This is a genomic window from Arthrobacter sp. ASL1 (assembly GCF_056680475.1).
This window is the reverse complement of sequence record NZ_CM155284.1, coordinates 3,058,777-3,079,814: the sequence shown is the minus strand read 5'-3', so window position 1 is coordinate 3,079,814 and position 21,038 is coordinate 3,058,777. Positions and strand designations below refer to the sequence as shown.

General features: G+C 68.0%; 21 protein-coding genes. 4 read left to right on the top strand and 17 right to left on the bottom strand.

Translation table 11 applies throughout. The features are described 5' to 3' along the window. Positions 1-29: 29 nt before the first annotated feature. Positions 30-1,844, bottom strand: a complete 1,815-nt coding sequence (gene menD / locus AC1MEQ_RS14580; RefSeq protein ID WP_479791686.1) for a 2-succinyl-5-enolpyruvyl-6-hydroxy-3-cyclohexene-1-carboxylate synthase — start codon at positions 1,842-1,844, stop codon at positions 30-32. Position 1,845: 1 nt separating this feature from the next. After that, on the bottom strand, positions 1,846-2,784 hold the full coding sequence (locus tag AC1MEQ_RS14575) for an o-succinylbenzoate synthase (RefSeq protein ID WP_479796146.1): 939 nt from the start codon (positions 2,782-2,784) through the stop codon (positions 1,846-1,848). A 195-nt stretch (positions 2,785-2,979) separates the two neighbouring features. Between AC1MEQ_RS14575 and AC1MEQ_RS14570 the strand changes: the two genes are divergently transcribed. Then, the gene (locus AC1MEQ_RS14570; RefSeq protein ID WP_479791685.1) at positions 2,980-3,900 is read left to right on the top strand and encodes a phosphatase PAP2 family protein; all 921 of its coding nucleotides are present in this window, start codon (positions 2,980-2,982) and stop codon (positions 3,898-3,900) included. A 4-nt stretch (positions 3,901-3,904) separates the two neighbouring features. Here the strand turns inward: AC1MEQ_RS14570 and AC1MEQ_RS14565 are convergent, their stop codons facing one another. From AC1MEQ_RS14565 to AC1MEQ_RS14555, 3 genes are all read right to left on the bottom strand, one after another. Continuing rightward, on the bottom strand, positions 3,905-5,131 hold the full coding sequence (locus tag AC1MEQ_RS14565; RefSeq protein ID WP_479791684.1) for an MFS transporter: 1,227 nt from the start codon (positions 5,129-5,131) through the stop codon (positions 3,905-3,907). 49 nt (positions 5,132-5,180) lie between these two features. Continuing rightward, on the bottom strand, positions 5,181-6,020 hold the full coding sequence (locus AC1MEQ_RS14560; protein WP_479791683.1) for an MBL fold metallo-hydrolase: 840 nt from the start codon (positions 6,018-6,020) through the stop codon (positions 5,181-5,183). 237 nt (positions 6,021-6,257) lie between these two features. After that, positions 6,258-7,118, bottom strand: coding sequence for a TetR/AcrR family transcriptional regulator (locus tag AC1MEQ_RS14555; RefSeq protein ID WP_479791682.1), 861 nt, complete (start codon positions 7,116-7,118; stop codon positions 6,258-6,260). A 10-nt stretch (positions 7,119-7,128) separates the two neighbouring features. Here AC1MEQ_RS14555 and AC1MEQ_RS14550 point away from each other — a divergent pair, with 10 nt between their 5' ends. Further along, positions 7,129-8,070: an NAD-dependent epimerase/dehydratase family protein gene (locus AC1MEQ_RS14550; RefSeq protein WP_479791681.1), complete on the top strand. Its 942-nt coding sequence runs from the start codon at positions 7,129-7,131 to the stop codon at positions 8,068-8,070. Between the two features lie 339 nt (positions 8,071-8,409). Here the strand turns inward: AC1MEQ_RS14550 and AC1MEQ_RS14545 are convergent, their stop codons facing one another. The 4 genes from AC1MEQ_RS14545 to pdhA all read right to left on the bottom strand — a co-directional run bounded on the left by AC1MEQ_RS14545 (position 8,410) and on the right by pdhA (position 12,428). Beyond that, complete coding sequence (locus tag AC1MEQ_RS14545) at positions 8,410-8,604, bottom strand: hypothetical protein (protein WP_479791680.1); 195 nt, start codon at positions 8,602-8,604, stop codon at positions 8,410-8,412. An 85-nt stretch (positions 8,605-8,689) separates the two neighbouring features. Beyond that, on the bottom strand, positions 8,690-10,126 hold the full coding sequence (locus AC1MEQ_RS14540) for a dihydrolipoamide acetyltransferase family protein (RefSeq protein ID WP_479791679.1): 1,437 nt from the start codon (positions 10,124-10,126) through the stop codon (positions 8,690-8,692). Positions 10,127-10,128: 2 nt separating this feature from the next. Next, positions 10,129-11,244, bottom strand: coding sequence for an alpha-ketoacid dehydrogenase subunit beta (locus AC1MEQ_RS14535; protein ID WP_479791678.1), 1,116 nt, complete (start codon positions 11,242-11,244; stop codon positions 10,129-10,131). Beyond that, the gene (pdhA, locus tag AC1MEQ_RS14530) at positions 11,241-12,428 is read right to left on the bottom strand and encodes a pyruvate dehydrogenase (acetyl-transferring) E1 component subunit alpha (RefSeq protein WP_479791677.1); all 1,188 of its coding nucleotides are present in this window, start codon (positions 12,426-12,428) and stop codon (positions 11,241-11,243) included. The genes AC1MEQ_RS14535 and pdhA overlap by 4 nt, the downstream gene beginning before the upstream one ends. A gap of 221 nt (positions 12,429-12,649) precedes the next feature. Between pdhA and AC1MEQ_RS14525 the strand changes: the two genes are divergently transcribed. Further along, the gene (locus AC1MEQ_RS14525) at positions 12,650-13,099 is read left to right on the top strand and encodes an Lrp/AsnC family transcriptional regulator (RefSeq protein ID WP_479791676.1); all 450 of its coding nucleotides are present in this window, start codon (positions 12,650-12,652) and stop codon (positions 13,097-13,099) included. 26 nt (positions 13,100-13,125) lie between these two features. Here AC1MEQ_RS14525 and AC1MEQ_RS14520 read toward each other — a convergent pair whose 3' ends face one another. Then, a complete protein-coding gene (locus AC1MEQ_RS14520; RefSeq protein ID WP_479791675.1) occupies positions 13,126-14,268 on the bottom strand; it encodes an MFS transporter in 1,143 nt (380 codons plus the stop codon). Between the two features lie 201 nt (positions 14,269-14,469). Between AC1MEQ_RS14520 and AC1MEQ_RS14515 the strand changes: the two genes are divergently transcribed. After that, positions 14,470-14,880 (top strand): ClpX C4-type zinc finger protein, encoded by a 411-nt coding sequence (locus AC1MEQ_RS14515; RefSeq protein ID WP_479791674.1) that lies wholly within the window; start codon positions 14,470-14,472, stop codon positions 14,878-14,880. A gap of 55 nt (positions 14,881-14,935) precedes the next feature. Here the strand turns inward: AC1MEQ_RS14515 and AC1MEQ_RS14510 are convergent, their stop codons facing one another. The 7 genes from AC1MEQ_RS14510 to paaA all read right to left on the bottom strand — a co-directional run bounded on the left by AC1MEQ_RS14510 (position 14,936) and on the right by paaA (position 20,999). Next, positions 14,936-15,988, bottom strand: a complete 1,053-nt coding sequence (locus AC1MEQ_RS14510) for a Fic family protein (protein ID WP_479791673.1) — start codon at positions 15,986-15,988, stop codon at positions 14,936-14,938. A 371-nt stretch (positions 15,989-16,359) separates the two neighbouring features. Continuing rightward, a complete protein-coding gene (locus AC1MEQ_RS14505) occupies positions 16,360-17,139 on the bottom strand; it encodes an enoyl-CoA hydratase/isomerase family protein (RefSeq protein WP_479791672.1) in 780 nt (259 codons plus the stop codon). A gap of 9 nt (positions 17,140-17,148) precedes the next feature. After that, on the bottom strand, positions 17,149-18,336 hold the full coding sequence (paaE, locus tag AC1MEQ_RS14500) for a 1,2-phenylacetyl-CoA epoxidase subunit PaaE (RefSeq protein ID WP_479791671.1): 1,188 nt from the start codon (positions 18,334-18,336) through the stop codon (positions 17,149-17,151). Continuing rightward, positions 18,333-18,821: a 1,2-phenylacetyl-CoA epoxidase subunit PaaD gene (gene paaD, locus AC1MEQ_RS14495; protein ID WP_479791670.1), complete on the bottom strand. Its 489-nt coding sequence runs from the start codon at positions 18,819-18,821 to the stop codon at positions 18,333-18,335. Before paaD ends, paaE begins: the two co-directional genes overlap by 4 nt. 10 nt (positions 18,822-18,831) lie before the next feature. Further along, positions 18,832-19,689: a 1,2-phenylacetyl-CoA epoxidase subunit PaaC gene (paaC, locus tag AC1MEQ_RS14490; protein WP_479791669.1), complete on the bottom strand. Its 858-nt coding sequence runs from the start codon at positions 19,687-19,689 to the stop codon at positions 18,832-18,834. Next, complete coding sequence (gene paaB, locus AC1MEQ_RS14485) at positions 19,686-20,009, bottom strand: 1,2-phenylacetyl-CoA epoxidase subunit PaaB (RefSeq protein WP_479791668.1); 324 nt, start codon at positions 20,007-20,009, stop codon at positions 19,686-19,688. Before paaB ends, paaC begins: the two co-directional genes overlap by 4 nt. Next, on the bottom strand, positions 20,010-20,999 hold the full coding sequence (paaA, locus tag AC1MEQ_RS14480) for a 1,2-phenylacetyl-CoA epoxidase subunit PaaA (protein ID WP_479791667.1): 990 nt from the start codon (positions 20,997-20,999) through the stop codon (positions 20,010-20,012). Positions 21,000-21,038 lie beyond the last annotated feature (39 nt).

The following is a 21,038-nucleotide window of genomic DNA, read 5'->3' as shown; positions in this document are numbered from 1 at the left end:
TCCCCGCTTCGGCGGGGGCCACGCCTATTTCACGCGGCGGCGACCTTGGCGATGATGCCCTGGTGCAAAGCGCGCAATCCGGTGCGGTCGATCCGCACGTCGACGATGCGCCGCCGGGTCTCCGAGGTGGCCGTCGGGCCCGCGGCCAGCACGGCGGCCAGCGCGCGTCGTCCGTCGACCCGGACGTAGTCCAGCCCGTAGGCGGCGGCCAGGGCACGCAGATCCACGGCATGTGGGGTCCCGAAATACCGTTCCACGGTCGCGGCATACGCCGGCTGTTCGGCCATGGCCCCGTGCTCGAGCGTGGAGAAGATCGCACCGCCCCCGTCGTTGAGGACCACCAGGTCCATCGGCGGCACACTCTCCCCTGCCCCCATGAAGAGCCCGCCGACGTCGTGCAGGAAGGTCACGTCGCCGAGCAGGACCGTCGTCCGCTCCCCCGGGGCCGGCACGGTGCCCAGGGCGATGCCCGTGGCCGTCGCCAACGTCCCGTCGATCCCGGCCAGGCCACGGTTGGCGTAGACGGGACGCCCCGAGACCGCCGGAACTGCCGCCAGATCGGCATCACGGATGGAGTTCGAGGACCCCAGGACCAGCGGTCCGGTGTCAGTCTCCCAGACCAGCCGGGCCAGGTCCAGCCCGCTCAGCGCCGCGGATGCCGTGGTGTCCTCGATGATTGAGGTCGCGCGAACCGCGGCGGCCTTCCACTCTTCGAGCCATCCCCCGGGTGCCCGGCCGGCGAATGCGGCGAGCTCATTGAGTTCGGTGATGACCCGGTCATCCCGGCGTCCCGGTTCGAACCAGGCAACCGGTTCGGGAACGTACAGGGCGGAGGCGTGTTCGCGGTTGGCCAGCAATCGGGCAACCGGGCGGCTCAAGGTTGGACGGCCGAAGACGACCACGCGGTCGATCCGGGCGTCGAACGCCTCCAGCAGGACGCGGTAGGGGCCGATGGACTGGGGCCCGAAGCGGGCATTGGAGCTCGGTTCGGCCAGCAGGGGAAGGCCCAGCGCCCGGGCGAACCGCTCGGCCAGGGCGGTGGCATCATGGCCGGCCACCACCACGGTGCGCCGTTCGGGCAGGTCGGCCGCGCGCACGAGGTCGATCAGTTCGCCGTCGATGCCCGCCGCCATCGGATCCAGCCGTATGGCTTGCGGCGTAGCGGGGCCGGCAACAGTCGTCGGGGATGCGGCGTCCTCGTCGTCGGGCACCAGGGGGTCGCGGAAGGCGAGGTTGACCTGGACGGGTCCGCGGACGGACTGCTGGAGGTGGGTGTGCTGCGTCGCCGGCGGGGCCGTGTTGGTGCCTGCGGCCACGGGGTTGAGGTCGGTGTCGCCGCCGGTCAGGATCATGCCCTCGCTGGCCAGCAGCGCGCGGCGGATGTCTGCTGCCGGATCGATGCCGGCCGGCACGTCGACGCTGCAGCGCACGTGGGTTCCGAAGAGCCCGTCCTGCCGGGTGGTCTGGTTGGCTCCGGTGCCGCGCAGTTCGGCGGGCCGGTCGGCGGAGACGACCACGAGCGGAACCGCTGCGTGGTTGGCCTCCATGACGGCGGGCAGCAGCTCCCCCACGGCGGTACCGGATGTGGTCACGATGGCGACCGGGCGGCTGGTTGCCAGGGACAGGCCCAGTGCCGTGAATCCCGCGTCGCGCTCATCGATGCGCACGTGGACGCGCAGGGTGCCGCGCTGTTCGGCTTCGGCGAGCGCGTAGGCCAGCGGGGCGCTGCGCGATCCGGGGCACAGGACGACTTCGCGGACCCCGTCGTCCGACAGCGTCCGCACCGCCGAGCGTGCGGCATCGAACGAGGTCAGCTGCGTAGCGGGCGCGGTCATATCCACCATCCTAGGACTGGTCCGCCTCCAGAAGAGCGGCGCAACGGCGCAGCCGCTCCATCCACCATTTCTGCCGCTCGTCCGTTGCGGCATGGCGGCTCAGCAGGTCGGGATCCGCTTCCACGGTCCGCAGGTCCAGGACGCCATCGCGCGCCTCATAGCGATCGGCGGAAACGTCGGCGTCGAACAGGGAGACGGTGCCCAGCCCGCAGGCGTAGGGCAGCTCGGGAAGCGCCACGGCCAGGGCGGCGCCGGTGCGGATCCCGACCGAGGAGTCCAGCGCCGAGGAGACGACGGCGGGAAGGCCTGCCTCGGCGACGATGGACAGGGCGCGGCGGATGCCCCCGAGCGGCTGGGCCTTCACGATGATCAGGTCCGCGGCCCCGGCACGCGCGACCGCCAGCGGGTCCGATTCCTTGCGGACGGATTCGTCGGCGGCGATCAGTACACCCAGGCCGCGGCGGATGACCTCGGCGCGCAGCCGGCCGAGCCCGCCGATGCCGGCCACCGGTTGTTCGGCGTACTGCAGGTCGAAGCCGGCGAGTGCCTCGAGGGCCTCCATGGCCTGGTCATGTGTCCAGCCGGCGTTGGCGTCCACCCGCAGCGCCGCACCGGGCAGCAGGCGACGGACCTCCGCGACCCGGGCCACGTCGTCGTGCAGGGTCTGGCCCGTTTCGGCGACCTTGATCTTCACGGTGTGGGCGGCGTCGAAGGAGGTCAGCACGGACTCGACCTGCGCGGCGGGGACCGCGGGGACGGTGGCGTTGACCGGGACCGTGGTGCGGACCGGGTCGGGGAATCCCTGCCAGCCGGCCTCGATGGCGCAGCGCAGCCAGGGCGCCGACTCCTGGTCGTCGTATTCGAGGAAGGGAGAGAATTCGGCCCACCCCGCGGGGCCGTGCAACAGCAGGACCTCGCGATGGGTGACGCCGCGGAATCGGACCCGCATCGGCAGCGAGACCACGTGGGCGGCGGAGGCCAGCTCGTCGAAGGCCGGCCAGGTGATCGACGTGGCCTTGGTCTCGCCGGGGTCCGGTTCGGGAACGGCGTCGGCGGCGGGTGCGTTGTCCGGGATAACCATCAACACATCGTATCGGCGTCGGCTCCGCCGGAGCGGAGGCGGATTGTGGGACGCTATAGGCAAATGAACGACACCATGGAAATACCCGTTGTCGGAGGCGGCCCCCATCGGGCTGCCCGCAACCCCGGACTCTGGATCCTGGCGATGCTGGTGCTGGCCGGGTTGTTCGGCGTCGCCTACTGGGCCTTCGTGCTCACCCCCACCGGTCAGCAGGCCGACGACGACGCCCTGCGCGGGGCCATCTCCTTCGTCGACAAGGGCCGGACACGGGCGGCAGCCGTGTCCTTCCTCAACGATCTCCCCCTCGTCTCCGGCGCCATCGCGTTGGTGTCGCTGGTGATGGCGGCCATTGTGCGGCGCAGCCTGTACGCCCCGGTGGTGGCTGCCCTGGCGTTCGGTGTCGCGGCGGGCAGCACTCAATTGCTGAAGCACCTCGTGCTCTCCCGCCCGGACATGGGCATCTCCGAGGCGACGATGAACTCGTTCCCCTCCGGGCACACGACGGTGGCGACGTCGGCGCTGATCGCCGTATTCCTGGTCACCTCCCCGCGGTGGCGGCCGCTGATCGCCACCTGTGGTGGCCTCTATGCGGCGGTCACCGGCATCTCGACGTTCGCGTTGGGCTGGCACCGGCCATCGGACATCGTGGCGGCGTATCTGGTGGCCGGTTTTTGGGGCCTGCTGGCCGGGCTCATCATCCTGCGCCGTCAGCCGGCATGGAACTGCTGGGACGGGCCCGACGCGTTCTGGGCCTCGTCGGGGATGTGGCCGACGCTGTTGTGGTTCCCCGGGATCGTGGGGTTCATCGGCGCTGCCGGCGTCTACTTCTTCGTTTCGCAGCTGGGCCCGACCGCCGGCACGACCCAGCAGAACTGGTACCTGGTCTCCGGTGCGCTGCTGGTCATCGGGGCCGCCGGGTGCCTGTTCGGGTTGCTCTCGGGGATCTTCTCCCACCAGACGCGTCGACGAGGCCGCTGGCGCTGACCGTTTAGCCGGCCCCGCCGGGCCGTCGCTCGTCCAGGCTTCCCGGCGTCGCCATCCGGGGGATGAAATAGGCGAAGAGGCCGGCCCCGGCGAAGGAGACGACGGCAACCGCCACGACGCCCGTCCCCAGGGTCGCCGCTGCGGTGACCGCCGAGAGGAGCACGGGTCCCCCCATGACCCCGGCATCGGAGATCAGCCGCCAGAAGCCCAGGAACTGCGGTCGACCCAGTGCCGGTGAGTGGTCGGCTCCCAGCGTCATGACGATGCCGGAGCCGATGCCGTTGCCGAAACCCAGGAGCATGGCGACCAACAGCAGCGTCCATGGTCCGCCGGTCAACGGCATCAGGGCGAGCGCAACGCCCATGACGAGCATGCACGGCACGGCCACCCAGGTTCGGCCCTTGCGGTCCATCACCTTGCCGGCGGGGTAGAACACCAGCATGTCGACGGCCCCGGAGACGCCGTAGATGAGCGATGTCGCCGAGGCATCCATGCCCAGCTGCTCGGCCCACAGCGGGATGACCGCCTGCCGGGTGGCCCGGACCGCGGAGATCATCACGATGCCGAGTCCCACCGTGGCGTAGATGTGCCAATGGGCGGCGATGATCCCCCGCAGGGTGACTGCACCGGCGTCGTGCCGCTGTCCGGCCGTCTCCCCCGCCGCCTGTGCCGCCCCGGAGGCCGGCCTGCCGTGTCCCTCGAGTTCGGGAATGCCGATGCTGACCATCGTCGCGGCGAACATGGCGACCAGCCCGGTCCAATAGGCACCGGGAAGTCCCAGGAAATGCATGGCCGCCGCCCCGGCGAAGGGGCCAATGAACAGCCCGATGCGCAGGGTCCCGCCCAGCCCGGACATCGCGCGGGCACGGTGGCTCAACGGCACGGCGTCGGTCAGGTAACTCTGACGGGCCAGGTTGAAGACCGAGCCGGCCATGCCGATCATCAGCACCCCGGCGGCGAAGACCCAAAGGCTTCCCGCGACGAGGCAGGCAGCCATGCCGGCGGTGGCCCAGAGCGCGGCACCGATCATCGCGATGCGCTCGCCCAGGCGGGCGACCAACAGCGAGGCCGGGACGTTGGTGACCAGCGAGCCGATGCCGATCAGTGTGATCACCAGCGCTGCCTGGGCCACGGTGGCGCCGAAATCGCGGGCGCTCAGCGCGATCACCGGTAGGACGCAGCCCTGTCCGACCGCGTAGAGCAGCGACGGCGCGTAGACGCGGAAGACCATCTTCCCCAGTCCGCCCCGGCCGCTGGGTCCCCCTGTGGCGTCGATGGCGCTAGGCCCCCGGTATGCCGGCGGTGTCCTTCATGCGCACCACCAGATGCCGGGACTGCAGCGGGCTGTAGGGAAGGATCGGGATGGCCTTCGTCGCGTCGGCCGACGATTCGCTGATCGCCGACGCACACATCCTGATGCCCTGGCGCAGCTGCTGGAGTTGGGTGCGCACGAAGTCCATGCCGACCAGCCGGCCGTGCCCCGGGACGATTGAGGGGTAGAGCTCGTCGATGGCGATGATCTTGCCCAGGACCTGGCCCCACTGGCGGGGGTAGGAATCCTCGAAGGACGGATCGGCCCCTTCCTCGACGAGGTCGCCGGCGAACAGGACGGTGCCGGAGCCGACCAGCAGGTCCCCGTCGGTGTGTCCGCGGCCCAGATGGAACAAGGTGATGGAGTGCCCGCCCAGGTCCAGGTCGACCGGCTGTTCGTTCACGACGTGGTTGGGCACGACGATCGCGGTGTGTTCCCCGTCGGCCGTGGCCATGGCCGTGTCGACCGCCAGAACGAGTGGGCGCTGGCCGTTCCCGCTGTCCGCGATGGCGTGTGCCGCGCGGGCGTGGGCCCAGATCTCGTCCACCCCCTGTGCCGCGAAAAAGGCGTTGCCGAAGAAGTGGTCCCCGTGGGCGTGGGTGTTGACCAGGACCAACGGAAGGTCGGTGAGCTCGCGCACCGCGGCGTAGAGCCGGGCGGCCTCATCGGGTCCTGCACCGGAGTCGATGACCGCGGCGCGTTCGTCGCCGACCACCAACCCGGCATTGACCCCGAACCCCTCAAGCCGCAGGAACCACGTCCGCATCCCCGCCTGGATCCATCGTCCGGGAGTTTCCTCTTCTGGCATCGCCCATCCCCGCCCCGGCGTCGGTCGCTCCCAGCAATGGGCCGCCGCGTCCGTATCTTGTCAGCTGTGTTGCTCCGACTCTAATCCCCCGTGGACGACGTGGGGCATACGCGTGAGCCGAAGCCCGGGCGGCGGGGAAATGTTAAGCGAAGCGGACACCCGGGGGGCGTCGTGCCAGCCCGGTGGTGGTGCCAGCCGCGTCCCGCCTCTGGCTTGTGCGACGAAGTGCGTGCGGAGCTAGCCGGTTGCGGATCCGGCGTCCGGCAGCAAACCCACCTGCTTGGCCAGCAATCGAACCGTCTGGCTGAACATCTCGCCGGCATCAGTGAATGTCGAAGGTCCATAGTGGCCGAAAACCTCGAAATTCACGGCTCCGAACAGGCTCGACCAACACGCCATGCCCCGGAGGATCAGATCCGCCGGCAGGAGGAGCCCATATTCGGCCCGCACGTTTTCCAGATCCGCCGCCAGCAGGGGTGGCAGGTCACGACCTGCGGAATCTTCGGCTGCCAGGTCGGAGATGGCCCCGTCGGCCCAGGCTTCCTCGAGGATCCCGATCAGGGCCACGACGACGAGGGTTCCGACGTCGTTGGTTCGAGAGGCGGGCGCTTGGTATCCCGGGACCGGAGTGCCGAAGAGCAGCGCATAGCGCGCCGGTTCTTCCAGCGCCCACCCGCGAACGGCGCCGGCAAGGGCAACGAATCTGGCGAAGCTTTCAGCCGGCGCCTCGGCTACGACGGCTTCTACACGGGCCCCGAGGTCGGTATACGCCTCGACGATCAGCAAGGTCAGCAGTTCGTCCCGGCTTGCGACGTATCGGTACACCGCGGAGGAGACAACACCGAGATCGCGTGCGATGGCACGCAGCGATAGGCCCGCGGCCCCCTGGCTCGCCAGTTGTTCCCCTCCGATGCGCAGGATGTCGGCCATCGTTTGCTCCCGTGCACGCTGGCGCGGCGTCAATGTCTCGCTCATCCCACTATCAAAGGCCATCAATGCGAGCACCGTCAACTTTAGAGAGCACCGCTCTTGACCAATGATTCGAACACGGATATCGTAATTTGCGAGAGCGCCGCTCTCGTTTTCGGGACCAAACAAGGAGCACGCCATGTCCCTGCACTACCTCGTGACCGGATCCGGACCCGTCGGCACGACGATCGCCCTCCAGCTGGCCGCCGACGGGCATACCGTCACGTTGGCCACCCGTTCCGGCACGGGTCCACACCACCGGCTCATCCGCCTCGTCCGGGCGGACGCAACCGACCCCGCGGCGATCGAATCCGCCATCCAGGGCGCCGCCGCGGTCTTCCACTGCGTCCATGCCGCCTACACCGCCGCCGCCTGGCGCGCGATATTGCCCCGGGCCGATCAAGTGGTGCTGGCTGCCGCGAACCGACTTGGCATCCCCGCAATCTTCCCGGAGAGCCTCTACTCGTATTCGCGGCCGGACGAGGTCATGCGCGAGGATTCACCCCGAGCCGCCGAGGGGGGCAAGCGCGGGCTCCGGGCCCAGCTGCTGGCTGCCCGCGCCGTCTCGGACACCGCGACCGTCAGTGTCGTTGCGTCGGACTTCTATGGCCCCGGGGCGGAGAGCGCGCACGCAGGCTCCAGGATGCTCGAGGCGGTCTTTTCCGGACACCGGCTTTTCACCCTCGGCAATCCGCGGTTGCCGCATTCATTCACCTACATCCCTGACCTCGCGGCCGCCATGATCCAAGCGGCCGGACGACCGGGGTTGTGGAACCGCGTCCTACACGCCCCGACGGCCCCACCGACGACGCAGGCCGCGATGGCCTTGGCGTACGCGACCGCCGCCGGACTGCCGGCCCCGAAGGTTTCCGGGATGCCCACACGGCTGCTCCGCACGCTCGGGCTGGCCAACACCGCCATGCGCGAAATGGCCGAAATGGCCTATCAGTTCGACGACCCGTTCGTCATGGATTCGAGCCGCAGCGAAGCCGACGTCGGGCTCGCACCGACGCCCCTTCATGACGGCGCCACCTCCACGGTGGCCTGGTGGACGGGGCCGCGGGCCGCGCAGCGGCCCTGATCATCCGCGGGCGCGACCAGGCCCGCTGGCGGAGAAACCCGCCAAGCGCCTGCAGGGCGGGGGCCGCGGCCTCGAGAGCCAGCCGGTGTTCGGGCTCGAGCCGGTCCAAGGGCATCCCGGATGCCGCCGGCCCACGCCGCTGATATTGCAGCATCGGCGGAGAGTGTCGTCTCCATGGGCTCCTGCACTGGGTCTGGCGATGGTCTCGTTCTTGGCCATCGCCCGCAACGACTCCCCGAACGCGCAGGACGGGTCAGCGACGACCGCCGAATCGACGTCACGCATTGATGCGCTGGTTCGTAGCCACGCACACGGGGCATCGGACCGTTCGTCGGGATGTCAGCCCACGCGGACCTGACCATACGGAACATGCTCGTCCACCAGTGCCTGCACATGGTGGGACCCCACGCCGCGCACCAGAACACCGTATTCGTGCTCGGCTGCGGACTCCTGGAAGGCCGACCTCAGACCCGCAGCGGTCCGCGGATCCAGGGTCGCCAGGTAGCGTTCGTACTCAACTGGAAGTGGTTCCATGACGACATGATAGATCCCCGGGAGACCGGCGAACAGGGCGCGGCCCGAACCATTGCGAAGGATACGGTTCGGGCCACGTTGTCGTCTACAGGTCGGCGAGGACCGAGCCGGGATTTTCGATGGCGTCGGCGACGTAGCGCAGGAACCCGCCCGCCGTTCCGCCGTCGCACACCCGGTGGTCGAACGTCAGCGTCAGCTCGGTCACCTTGCGGACCTGTAGTTCCCCATCGACCACCCAGGGACGGTCGATGATCCGCCCCACGCCAAGGATCGCGACCTCGGGATAGTTGATGATCGCGGCCGAACCGTCGACGCCGAAGACCCCGTAGTTGTTCAACGTGAACGTGCCCCGCGTGAGCTCGGCTGGGGTGCACTTGCCCTCGCGGGCCACCGCCGCCAGGCGCCGGACCTCGGCGTCGAGTTGCCGGGAACTGAGGTCCTGGGCGTTGGCGATGCTCGGGACCATGAGGCCGCGATCGGTCTGCGCGGCAATGCCCAGGTTGATGCCGTCGAACGTGAGGATCTCCTGGCCGCCATCCGCGGCGTCCTGGATGCGGGTGTTCAGCTCGGGGTACCGTGCCAGACCGGCGACCGTGAAACGGGCGATGAAGGCGAGCAGCCCCGGAGTATCCTGCGGGGCGGTTGCCTTGAGCTTCGAGCGCATCGTCACCAGTTCGGTGGCGTCGACGTCGACCCAGACGGTGGCCTCCGGGATTTCCCGGCGCGAGGTGCTCATCGCCTGGGCGATCGACTTGCGCACTCCCTTCAACGGAGTCCGTGTTGCGATTCCCAACCCGGAGCGTGCATCCTCCTCGGCCCCCGCCGGAGACTTCGATGCGTGCCCCGCTGTCGCGACGGCCGTGCTCGCGGGAGCCGTGCCGGAGGAACCGCCGATGGCGGACTGGACATCGGCACGCAGGACCAGGCCCCGGGGACCGGATCCGGACAGCGTGGCGACGTCGATGCCGTGGTCGCGGGCCAGCTTGCGCACCAACGGCGAGATGACCGCGGGGGCCGTGGCCCGGACCGCGGCCGGGGAGGGTGCAGTCTCGGCACGGACCGCGGCGGCAGACGACTCGGACGCCGGCGCAGCGGTACCGCGCCGGGCGCGCGAGCGCCGGGTCGACCCGGCCCCGCCGGGCGTACCGTAGCCGATCAGCACGTTGCCGGACCCCTCGGAGGCACCGGCCCGTTCTTCCTCGCGGTAGGGCTGTGCCTGCTCCTCCGAGGAGGCCGTCGCGGCCGGCGCCGCGTTAGCGGCAGCGGCGCCAGCAGCCGCGGTGCCGTCCTCGACGCTGACCAACGGCTTGCCCACGTCCATCGTGTCGCCGGGCGAACCGTGCAGCTGGTGCACGGTACCGGCGAAGGGGCTGGGCACCTCGACGAGCGATTTGGCGGTCTCGACCTCGGCGATCGGCTGGTCGACGGCGATCTCATCGCCCTCGGCCACGAGCCAGTTCACCAGGTCGGCCTCGGTCAGGCCCTCGCCCAGATCGGGCAGCAGGAATACCTTGATGGCCATGTCTAGTCCTCCCACTGCAACAGGTCGACGGTGTCCAGGATGCGGTCGACACTGGGCAGGAAGTAGTGCTCCAGCTTCGGCGACGGGAACGGGACATCAAACCCGGTCACCCGCAGCACGGGGGCCGCCAGTGAGTGGAAGCAGCGCTCCTGCACGCGGGCGGTGATCTCGGAGGCGACCGAGGCGAACCCGGGGGCCTCGGCGATGACAACGGCGCGGCCGGTCTTGCGGACGGACGCGCAGACGGTCTCGTCATCGAAGGGCACGATGGACCGCACGTCGATGACCTCAAGCGATCGGCCCTCGGCCGCGGCTGCCTCGGCGGCGGCCAGCGCGGTGGACACCGACGGCCCGTACGCGATCAGCGTCGCGTCGGTGCCGGCGCGGGCGACGGCGGCCCGCCCTTCGGTGAGGTGCGCGCCGGAGGAGGCAGCGGCGTCGTACTCGGCGCGCAGCGCGTCCAGGTCCACCGGGTCCTTGGAGAAGTAGAGCTTCTTCGGCTCCAGGAAAACCACCGGGTCGTCCGAATCGATGGCCTCGCGCATCATCGTGTACGCGTCGGCCACCGTCGAGGGGGTCATGACCTTCAAACCCGGGGTGTGTGCGTAGTAGGCCTCGGAGGAGTCGCAGTGGTGCTCGACGCCGCCGATGCCCCCGGCATACGGGATGCGGATGACCACGGGCATGTCCAGTGCGCCGCGGGTGCGGTTGCGCATCTTGGCCAGGTGGGAGGCGATCTGCTCGAAGGCCGGGTAGGCGAACGCGTCGAACTGCATCTCGATCACCGGGCGCATCCCGTTGATGGCCATGCCGATGGCCATTCCGGCGATTCCGGATTCTGCCAGCGGGGTATCGAAGCAGCGCTCCTCGCCGAAGCGGGCGGTCAGCCCATCGGTGATGCGGAAGACGCCACCGAGGGTGCCGATGTCCTCGCCGAAGAGCACGACGGCGGCATCGGCTTCCATGGCGTCGGCCAGCGCCGAATTCAGGGCCTTGGCGAACGTGACCGGCTTCGGCCCGGAGGCCTCGGCGCGTTCGGCCGCGCGGACCGTGGCCTGGGCCGTGGCCGCGCTGACGTTGCCGTTGGCCTCGGAGGAGGTGGTGATGTGCGGGCTCACTTGGCTTCCCCTTCCCGGGAGAGTTCATCCGCCAGCAGGGCGGCCTGTTCGGCCAGCTGCGGGGTCTGGTGGGCGTAGACATGCTGGAACAGTTCCAGCGGATCGACGTCGGGGTCCTGGTTCAGCCCGTCGCGCAGGGCCTTCGCGGTCTCCTCGGCATGGGCCGCGATGCGTTCGGAGGCGGCGTCGTCGAGCAGCCCCTTGCCCTGCAGGTAGGCAGTCATCCGGTTCAGCGGATCCTTCGCCTGCCAGGCCTGGACCTCGGTGTCCTGGCGGTAGCGCGTCGCGTCATCGGCGTTGGTGTGGGCCTGCATGCGGTAGGTGTGGGCTTCGACCAGGAGGGGGCCGGAGCCGGTGCGGGCCAGCTCGACGGCGCGGCCGAGAACTGCCATGAGTGCTACCAGATCGTTGCCGTCCACGCGCTCGCCGGCCATGCCGTAGCCGACGGCCTTGTGGGCCAGCGACGGTGCCACCGACTGCTGGGCCAGAGGCACCGAGATGGCGTACTGGTTGTTCTGCACGAAGAAGATCACCGGCAGGTTGAACACCGCGGCGAAGTTCAGCGCCTCGTGGAAGTCGCCTTCACTGGTGGCGCCGTCGCCGCACATGGCCAACACGACAGTGTCCTCCCCACGCAGCTTGGCCGCATGGGCAACGCCGACGGCGTGGAGCAACTGGGTGGTCAGCGGGGTGGACTGGATGCCGACCTTGTACTCTCGCGGGTCGTACCCCCCGTGCCAGTCGCCGCGGAAGAGGATCATGGTCTCCAGCGGGTCGACGCCCTTGGCCATCACGGCCACCGAGTCGCGGTAGGTCGGGAACATCCAGTCGTCCGCTCCCAGGCACAGGGCTGCGGCGACCTGGCAGGCTTCCTGGCCATGGCTGGAGGGATAGACGGCCATCCGGCCCTGGCGTACCAGTGCCGAGTTCTGGTCGTTGACCCGGCGGCCAACGACCAACTGCTCGTAGGCTGCCATCAGGGTCTCGTCGTCGGGCAGCGGGTACTCGTGGCCCGGTTCGGTTCCCTGGTCCTCGACCGGGCGCAGCTGGCCCAATTCGTCGACGATCTGGATCTGGCCCCGCGAGGGCAGCAGATAGTCCTCGACGGAGATGCCGAAGTGGCGGCAGACGGTGTCGAGGTCAGCGGCTTCGGTGGCATGCTGCTCACCTGGCACGGCGCTCATGGTGTACTCCTTTGTAGAATCCCGGACGCCCGGCGGGCCGCTTGAAGGCAGGCCTCGTCGAAAGCACTTCGTGACTCAAGTATGCGAAGCAGGACCGGATCGTATCCACTTGTCGAGGGATGCTTGGAATATTGAGAACAAGAAGCGTATTCTCGAAGACATAATGTCACTGTGAGCGGTGTTACACGATGAATCGTGGACGCCTGATTTGGGAGGATCCCATGGACTCGGTTCCCGTCAAGCTCGACGACGTCGACCATCGCATCCTGGCCGAGCTGACCCGTGATGGCCGGCAGTCCGTCACGACGGTGGCGCAGAACGTCCATGTCTCCCGCGCGCACGCCTATTCGCGGATCAACCGCCTTCAGGACGAGGGCGTCATCACCCGTTACATGGCTGTCGTCGACCCGGTCAAGGCAGGATTGCGCTCTTCCGCCTACGTCACGCTCAAGCTTCGCCAGCACTCTTGGCGCGAACTGCGCGACCGCCTGGCCGCGCTGCCCGAGGTGCACCACATCGGCTTAGTCGGCGGGAACTTCGACGTCATCCTGCTGGTCCGGGCCAAGGACAACGTGGACCTGCGGCGCGTGGTGTTCGAGAACATCCAGTCGATGCCCGGCGTCCTGGATACCCAGACGTTCCTGATCTTCGAGGACGTCGACACCCGCTGACGGGCGGCGGACCGGCCCGGTCGCCGTCAGAATGAACCCAGGGAGTCCCGCCGCAGCAGGGGAATCGCCGCGGCACCCGCCAGGAGAACCCAGAAGCAGAGCACCGGGACGCTTCCCACCAGGGTCGCGGCTACCCCGCCCACCAGTGCCGCGATCGGCATGACGCCGAGTGTCATCGTGCGCTGGGCTGATCCCACCGAGGTCAATTCGGATGAATCGACGCTGCGCGGCAGGACATCGGCTCCGGCCACTGCAGCCGCGGACACCAGAAATGCCCAGCCCAGGGATTCGACAGCCAGCCAGAGGAGATCCGGACCGGCGAGTTGCCGGCAGAAAACGGTCATGGCAACCACGGGCATCGACAGCGCAGCGGTCCCCAGCCGCAGTCGACGCAGACCCAGCTTCTTCGTGAGGCGCGGTCCGGCCGCCGCCCCGAGAATCGCCCCGACGGCCGAGACCATCCCCAAGGCAGCGAAGATCGCCGGGGCGATGGACAGGTCACGCATGACGAAGACCGGCATGACCGTATTGCCGACCATCGCTCCGGCGTTGGTCAGACTCCCGGAAAGCGTCAGCCTCCACAGGACCGGCCGACGACGAAGTGCGCGGAATCCGTCAAGCAGACGTGCTCGTCGCCGCCCTGCTCCGCCAGAGGCGACGACGTCCGGGACCATCGCGATCCCCCGTTGCAACAGAACCGACACCGCATAGGCACTTGCCGCCACGACCAGGACCCCCAGGATCCCGGGCGAGGCCAAGAGCACGCTTCCAACCACTACCGCCGCAATGGACGTGCATTGTCCGACGACGGCCAACCGCGAGTAGGCACCCTTGAGCCCTTCGGGGTGGACCAGTGCGGGGACGACCGTGCCGTGGGCGGTGGTGAAGACGACGTCGGCGATGCCGACGAGCACCGCTCCTCCCGCCAGCACAGGCGCCGAGATCCAACCACCCATAAAGGCCAGGGCCAATGCCGTCACCGCACAACAACGCACCAACGTCGCCGAAGCCATGACCTTGCGTCGATCCCGACGCGAGTCGACGAATCGTCCGATCGGCATGCCCAACAGCAAGAAGGCCCCCAGGCCGATGGCGTTGAGCACGCCGACGAATTCGGCGCCTGCACCCAGCGTCGCCACCGCGAGGATGGGCAGAACGGTGCGGGTCAATGTGTCGCCAAAGTCTTCGGCGGCTCCTGTTGCCAGAAGGTGGCGAAAGGCAGAAGCCCTGCCGTGCGTTGTCCGGCGGGCGCCCACGTCGTTGGCGGTCATCATTATCCTCATTGTCATGTCAGGTAATTCCTGACAGACTGTCAGGTTATCCCTGACATGGCAAGAGAACGTAGGCTGACCCCATGGAGAGGCGGAAACATGCAGATTGAAGACGCGGCCGACAGCGACCACCCCTTCATGTGCTCCTTTTGCCTCCGCCCACGCGCCGAGACCGGCTGGCTGGTGGGCGCACCCACGGCGTCCATTTGCCGTTCATGTTCGGAGTCGGCCCTCGAGCTTCTCCGGTCGGCGCCCCCGGAGCCAGCGGACTTCCACGGGGCACCCTGGGATCGACTCAACGAACGAGAGTTGCTGGCCCAGCTCCCCCGGGTCGCCCACGCGCGCGACGACGTCGAACACCACCTGCGCACGTGGGTGAGTGCCGCACGACGGCGGAGCATCAGCTGGGCGGCCATAGGAGAGTCGCTCGGCATGTCACGCCAGTCGGCGTGGGAACGGTTCAGGGAGACGTCCACGAAACAGGACGGCCACGAAAAGCCCCCACGGTAGCCGCTCCGACCAGACCGGCCGGCCTACCGCAGGCCTGCACAGCAGTGCAGACCGCCTAGCGATCATGAAAGATGCCCGCCCAGGTCTTCTGCCGGCGGCCGGCACGTTGGGCAAAACGGTCGATGACATCCAGGATCTCATCGCTACGCCAGAACGGCCCGAGCCGGTGTTCCGCCTTTGACTGCAAGATGCCTGCTTCAACCAGGGCTTTCAACGGGGGATAAACGTTTGGCTGCTTCGCGCCGAGTTCGGCTGCCGCCGTGGCCGAGTCGATCACCGGTCGTCGGGCCACGAGATCCAGAAGCCGCCACGCATTGCTGCTCTTGCGGACGCGAAGCCGCTCCGTCCACGATTCCTGGATGTCTTCGAGTTCCTCGACCAGTTGACGCGTGTTCGCCACAGCTCTCAAGGCGGCGTTGGCGAATGCCCTGATGATGGGCGTGATGTCTCCGGCACGGTAGGCGGTGAGCGCCTGATGGTAACCATCGATGTCGGCCAGCAGTCCCGCAGAGACGGGAACAGCCACATTTCTCGTCACACCGCGGAACCGAAGGATCGACTGGGCCAGAGCGCGCCCTGTCCTGCCGTTGCCGTCGGTGAATGGGTGAATCGTCTCGAACTGAGCATGGCTCACGGCGACCGAGACGAGTGGTGGGATGTCGAGACGCACGGAGAAGGCGACTACATCATCGACCAAGGAAGGAACCCGTTCGTGGTGCGGTGCTACATAATCGGCGCCAAAGGGAGTATCACCGCGCGTACCGATCCAGACCGGCTCATCCCGCCACTGACCTGCAGGATGAATGTGCTGTCCGGCCATGAGCACCCGGTGCATCTCCAGAATCGACGTGGCCGAAATGTTCTCCGCCAGTTGCAAGGCCGCCGACATTGCCCGCGTGTTCGCCGCAATCAACAGGGCATTCCGGCTCTTCTTGACACCCAGTTCGGCGCTGAAGATGGCCTGGGCGCTAGCCGTCAGGTTCTCGATCTGCGACGAAGAGGCAGATTCGGACCGAAGCAGTACTGGCGCAAACCGTGCGGCTTTGTGCCCGATCTCAGCATCGAGTCTGGTGAGCTCGCTTGAGGCCTCATGGGCCAGTTGAAGCACTTCGCCGTCTGGATCCGGAACTTGCTCCGCAATATGCGCAGGGAGTGCCGACTCAGGGCGCCCAGCCCGGGACGCGGACTGGCCTCCAAATCCGGCAGCGGCTGGCACCCACGTTTGTGGTTCCCAGGCAATGCCGGGCCACCGGCCCGCACCGTGCGCACGGGACGATTCGTTACCCATAAAGCACCCATCTCGAATTTATGACATAAAGAGTTACTCATAATTTTCAAATAGGATCTTCTGTGTAACAACCCCGCGGCCCCGGTCGGGAGGTTCGGATCCCGCTCGCCGACCTGGCCGTTTGGACCTGCCCGGAGCTGCTCAAGCGAACCCCTGCACAACGAAGAGCCGGTGGGTGACTGCCTCTCGCTTCAGCCCTTGAAGTCCGGCTTCCGCTTCTCCTGGAACGCCTTGAACCCCTCGGCGTAGTCGTCCGTGGCACACAGTGCGTCCTGGGCGCGGTTCTCGTTGGCCATGGACTCCCAGAGCCCCAGGCGCTGGTCGCGGACCTCGGCGACAAGCTGCTTGGAGGCGACGAACGCCTGGGTGGCCCCCCGGGCGACTTTCCCGACGATGCCGCGGGTGGTCTCCAGCAGGTCCTCGGCTGGCATGGCCCGGCTGAACAGCCCCGAGCGCACGGCCTCGGCACCGGAAATCAGCTCGGCCGTGTAGACCATGTCCAAAGTGCGGTGGGCGCCAAGGCGTTCGGTGAACAACCAGTGCCCGCCCGAATCCAAAGTGGCCCCGAGGTTGGCGAACGGAGACCCGATCTTGGCGTTCTCCGCCACGTAGACCACGTCGGTGGCAATCGCCAAGCCGAGGCCGACCCCGAGGCACGCGCCCTGCACGGCGGCAAACGTCGGCGCCGGGAACTCCGCCATCTGGCGCATCAGCGGTTCGACCAACCCACCCAGGTAGCCCTGGACGTCGTCGTCGGCGGGGACGACGCCGGAGATGTCCCGACCGGCGCAGAACCCTCGGCCTTCGCCGCGCAGCAGCAGCGCACGGACTTCGCCGGTGGACACGGCATGGGCCGCGTTCTCATAGGCCCGGGAGAGCTCCCCCAGCGCCTCGGCGTCCAGCGCGTTCATCTTCTGCGGGGCGTTCAGGACGACTTCGGCGATGCCGTCGGCAATCTGCAGGTCGATCATCGGTGGCTCCTAGGCGTCGTAGTCCACGGACACTGCGTCCGAGGTCGGGTGCGATTGGCAGGTCAGCACGTAGCCGGCGTCGATCTCCTCGGGCTCCAGCGCGTAGTTTTCCTCCATGCTCACCGTGCCGGTCAGCAGCTTGGCGCGACAGGTGCCGCAGACCCCGCCCGCACAGGCGAACGGGACATCGGGGCGCACCCGAAGTGCGGCGTTGAGGATGGTCTCCCGGGCCGACATGGGCGACTTGACCGCACCCTGCAGGCCGTCGAGCTTGAACTCGATCTCGTAGTTGTCCCCGGAATCGTCCTCGATGACCGGGCGTCCACTATGGCCCTCGGGACGGGTCGGCTGCCCCGTGGTGAAGAGCTCGTAGCGGACCTTCTCGGCCGGCACTCCCTGATCGGCGAGGTTGTCGCGCACCAGCTGGACCAGTTCGAAGGGTCCGCAGAGGAACCACTCGTCGATCTGGTCCGTGCGGATCACCGAGCCGAGCAAGGTGGTGAGCTTTTCGGCATCGATCCGGCCCGAAAGCAACGGGGAGATCCGCTGTTCGCGCGAGAGCACATGGTGCAGGGCAAAGCGCGAGGGGTATCGGTCCTTGAGGTCAGCCAGTTCCTCGAGGAACATCACGTCCATTGCGGCGCGGTTGGCGTAGACCAGGTCGAAGTGGACGTGGTCGTTGGCGGCCAGCACCGTCCGGGCGATCGCCATGACGGGGGTGATGCCCGATCCCGCGGCGACGGCCACGAAGTTGTGGCTGGTGGTGGTGTCGATGGAGTCGGGGTCGTTCAGCCCGGTCATCTTGTGCTTGGAAATGAAGGCGCCCGAGGGGCTCATCACGTCCATGGTGTCGCCGGCCTGCAGCGATTCGTTGGCCCAGGTGGAGAAGAGTCCACCGAGGTCGCGCTTGATGGCGACCCGGATCTCGCCTGGCTTCGGCTCGGCGCAGATCGAATAGCTGCGCCGCACCTCCGCGACGTTCCCGTCGGCGTCGGGCAGTTCCTTGCGCAGCGCAACGTACTGCCCCGGCAGGTAGTCGTAGTCGTCAACCAGCTCGGCGGGAACCACGAAGGTAACCTCGATGGCCGCGGCGGTCAGCCGGCGGACCTCGCCGACGGTGAGCGTGTGGAACGAGGCACGACGGCGGGGCGCAACTCCCGTGGCATCGCTATCGGGGGTCTGGGTCGTCTCTGTCATGAAAGCACCTTGAAATAGTCGAAGGGTTCCAGGCACTCCCGGCACTGGTACAGCGCCTTGCAGGAGGTGGACCCGAAGCGGGAAAGTTCCTTGGTTTTCAGGCTGTGGCAGCGCGGGCACTTGACCGCCATCCCCAACGTCACTGTGCCGCGGTGGCCGGTTCCGGTGGGCGGGGCGATCCCGTACTCCTCGAGCTTGGTCTTGCCGGCCTCGGTCATCCAGTCGGTGCTCCAGGCAGGTGAGAGCACCAGGTCCACGGAGACGTCCTGGTAGCCCTCGGCAAGGAAGGCGGTCTGCAGGTCCTCCCGGATGGCGTCCATGGCCGGGCACCCCGAATAGGTGGGGGTGATGACCACCCGCACCCCGCCGTCGTCATCGAGGTGGACACCGCGCAGGATGCCCAGGTCCTCGATGGTCAACACCGGGATTTCCGGGTCGGTCACGCGGGCCGCGATGGCCTGCAGATCGGTCATGGTGCTGCTCATGGGGTGCTCCTTACCAGCTGGCGCCGGGATGTTGGCGGGCCAACACCTGCATCTCCGCCAGCACGTAGCCCAGGTGCTCCGAATGCTCGCCGCCGCGGCCGTTGCACATCGCGAAGGGCACGGTCGGGACCTCGAGTTCGGCGGATTCCAAGACGGCGGTGAACTCGGCCAGCCACGGCTCGCGCAGGGTGGAGGGGCGCACGCCGGCGTCGCCGAGCTCGTCGTGCAGGTCCTCGTCGAGGAACAGCTCGTCGACGTAGGGCCAGATGACCTCCAGGGCGTGGCGCATCCGGGCTGCGGATTCGTCGGTGCCGATACCCAGGCGGCGCGTCCACATGATGGCGTGGTCGCGGTGGTAGTCGACCTCCTTGACCGCCTTGGCGCTGATCGCCGCGATGGTCGCATCAGAGGAGTCCAGCAGGGCGGTGTAGAGCAGGTGCTGGTAGATCGCCACGGCGAGCTGGCGCACGATCGTGACGCCGAAGTCGCCGTTGGGCTGTTCGAAGAGGTGCAGGGAGCGGAACTCGGACTCCTCGCGCCAGTAGGCGAGGTCGTCTTCGCTCTTGCCCCACGCCAGTCCTGCGTAGGAGAGGAAGGAGCGTGCGTGGCCGAGCTCGTCCAGGGCGATGTTGCCCAGGGCGATGTCCTCCTCGATCTCCGGTCCGCGGGAGATCCAATGGGACAACCGCTGGGCCAGGATCAGCGAGTCGTCGCCCAGGCGCAGCGCATACTGGGCGACCGGCTCGGAGGGGGCGTCCTTTTGCAACTGGATGTCCTCCGGGCGCAGGGCGTTGCCCGGGGTGATGCGCGTGGCCGAGGCGGTGGAGTCGCCGTAGCTGTCGGTTTCGTGGGTCTCGGTGTGGCTCACAGGTGCTTCACGCCTTCGCTCTTCTTGTAGTACGTGGCGTGACGGTAGTCCTTGCCCTGCGGCGACTCGAAGAACTGGCCCTTGGCATCCGGGTCGGAGGTGACGATGTCCTCGGAGGCGACGACCCACAGGGACACGCCCTCGTTGCGGCGGGTGTAGAGGTCGCGGGCGTTGCGCACGGCCATCTCGGCGTCGGGGGCGTGCAGCGATCCGGCGTGCACGTGCGAGAGGCCGCGCGAGGAGCGCACGAAGACCTCCCACAGGGGCCATTCGCGCGTGGAGGGGGTACCGGCGTCGTGCTGGTTGGTTTCCTGGGCCACCTAGGCCACCTCGGCTTTCTGTTCCATCTTCTCGGCGTAGGCCGCTGCGGCTTCGCGGACCCAGGCGCCGTCGGCGTGGGCGTCGCGGCGGCGCTCCAGCCGTTGGGCGTTGCAGGGCCCGTTTCCGGAGATCACCGCCTTGAACTCGGCCCAGTTCAGGTCCTTGTGGAGCCACTTCCCGGTTTCCTCGTCGAACCGCAGTTCGGGGTCGGGCAGGGTGAGTCCCAGGACCTTGACCTGTTCGGCGATCATGCCGACGAAGCGCTGGCGCAGATCATCGTTCGTGAAGCGCTTGATCTTCCACTTCATCGACTGCTGCGAGTTGGGCGAATCGCCGTCCGGCGGGCCGAACATCATCAGGGAGGGCTCGTAGAAGCGGTTGATGGCGTCCTGGGCCATCTGCTTCTGGGCCTCGGTGCCGGCGGCCAGTTCCATGAGGATCTCGAAGCCCTGGCGCTGGTGGAACGACTCCTCCTTGCACACGCGGACCATGGCGCGGCCGTACGGGCCGAAGGAGGCGCGGCACAGCGGGACCTGGTTCACGATGGCGGCCCCGTCGACGAGCCAGCCGATGGCCCCCATGTCGGCCCAGGAACGGGCAGGGTAGTTGAAGATCGAGGAGTACTTCGCCTTGCCGGTGAGCAGCTGGTCGTTGAGCACGTGGCGCGGGGTGCCCAGCGTCTCGGCGGCGGAGTAGAGGTAGAGCCCGTGGCCGGCCTCGTCCTGGACCTTGGCCATGAGGATCGACTTGCGCTTCAGGCTCGGGGCGCGGCTGATCCAGTTGGCCTCCGGCTGCATGCCGATGATCTCCGAATGCGCGTGCTGGGAGATCTGGCGGGTGAGGGTCTTGCGGTACCCCTCCGGCATCCAGTCGCGCGGCTCGATGCGCGAGTCGTCGGCGATGACCGCGTCGAAATGCTCCTGCGCCGCCTCTTCCTCGGGCGTCAGCACCGTGGACAGAGGCCCTTTCGGGTCGTTCCGTGCAGCCATGGGGGCTCACCTCACTGTGACAAGTTTCGAATTACTGAC

Coding starts and splice junctions, on each gene's coding strand:
- AC1MEQ_RS14560 (WP_479791683.1), bottom strand. CDS start 6,020: ATGCCAGAAGAGGAAACTCCCGGACGATGGATCCAGGCGGGGATGCGG.
- AC1MEQ_RS14550 (WP_479791681.1), top strand. CDS start 7,129: ATGTCCCTGCACTACCTCGTGACCGGATCCGGACCCGTCGGCACGACG.
- AC1MEQ_RS14505 (WP_479791672.1), bottom strand. CDS start 17,139: ATGATCGACCTGCAGATTGCCGACGGCATCGCCGAAGTCGTCCTGAAC.
- menD (WP_479791686.1), bottom strand. CDS start 1,844: ATGGTGGATATGACCGCGCCCGCTACGCAGCTGACCTCGTTCGATGCC.
- AC1MEQ_RS14540 (WP_479791679.1), bottom strand. CDS start 10,126: ATGGCCATCAAGGTATTCCTGCTGCCCGATCTGGGCGAGGGCCTGACC.
- AC1MEQ_RS14545 (WP_479791680.1), bottom strand. CDS start 8,604: ATGGAACCACTTCCAGTTGAGTACGAACGCTACCTGGCGACCCTGGAT.
- paaE (WP_479791671.1), bottom strand. CDS start 18,336: ATGACAGAGACGACCCAGACCCCCGATAGCGATGCCACGGGAGTTGCG.
- pdhA (WP_479791677.1), bottom strand. CDS start 12,428: ATGAGCGCCGTGCCAGGTGAGCAGCATGCCACCGAAGCCGCTGACCTC.
- AC1MEQ_RS14525 (WP_479791676.1), top strand. CDS start 12,650: ATGGACTCGGTTCCCGTCAAGCTCGACGACGTCGACCATCGCATCCTG.
- AC1MEQ_RS14570 (WP_479791685.1), top strand. CDS start 2,980: ATGAACGACACCATGGAAATACCCGTTGTCGGAGGCGGCCCCCATCGG.
- paaD (WP_479791670.1), bottom strand. CDS start 18,821: ATGAGCAGCACCATGACCGATCTGCAGGCCATCGCGGCCCGCGTGACC.
- paaA (WP_479791667.1), bottom strand. CDS start 20,999: ATGGCTGCACGGAACGACCCGAAAGGGCCTCTGTCCACGGTGCTGACG.
- AC1MEQ_RS14575 (WP_479796146.1), bottom strand. CDS start 2,784: ATGCGGGTCCGATTCCGCGGCGTCACCCATCGCGAGGTCCTGCTGTTG.
- AC1MEQ_RS14515 (WP_479791674.1), top strand. CDS start 14,470: ATGCAGATTGAAGACGCGGCCGACAGCGACCACCCCTTCATGTGCTCC.
- AC1MEQ_RS14565 (WP_479791684.1), bottom strand. CDS start 5,131: ATGGTCTTCCGCGTCTACGCGCCGTCGCTGCTCTACGCGGTCGGACAG.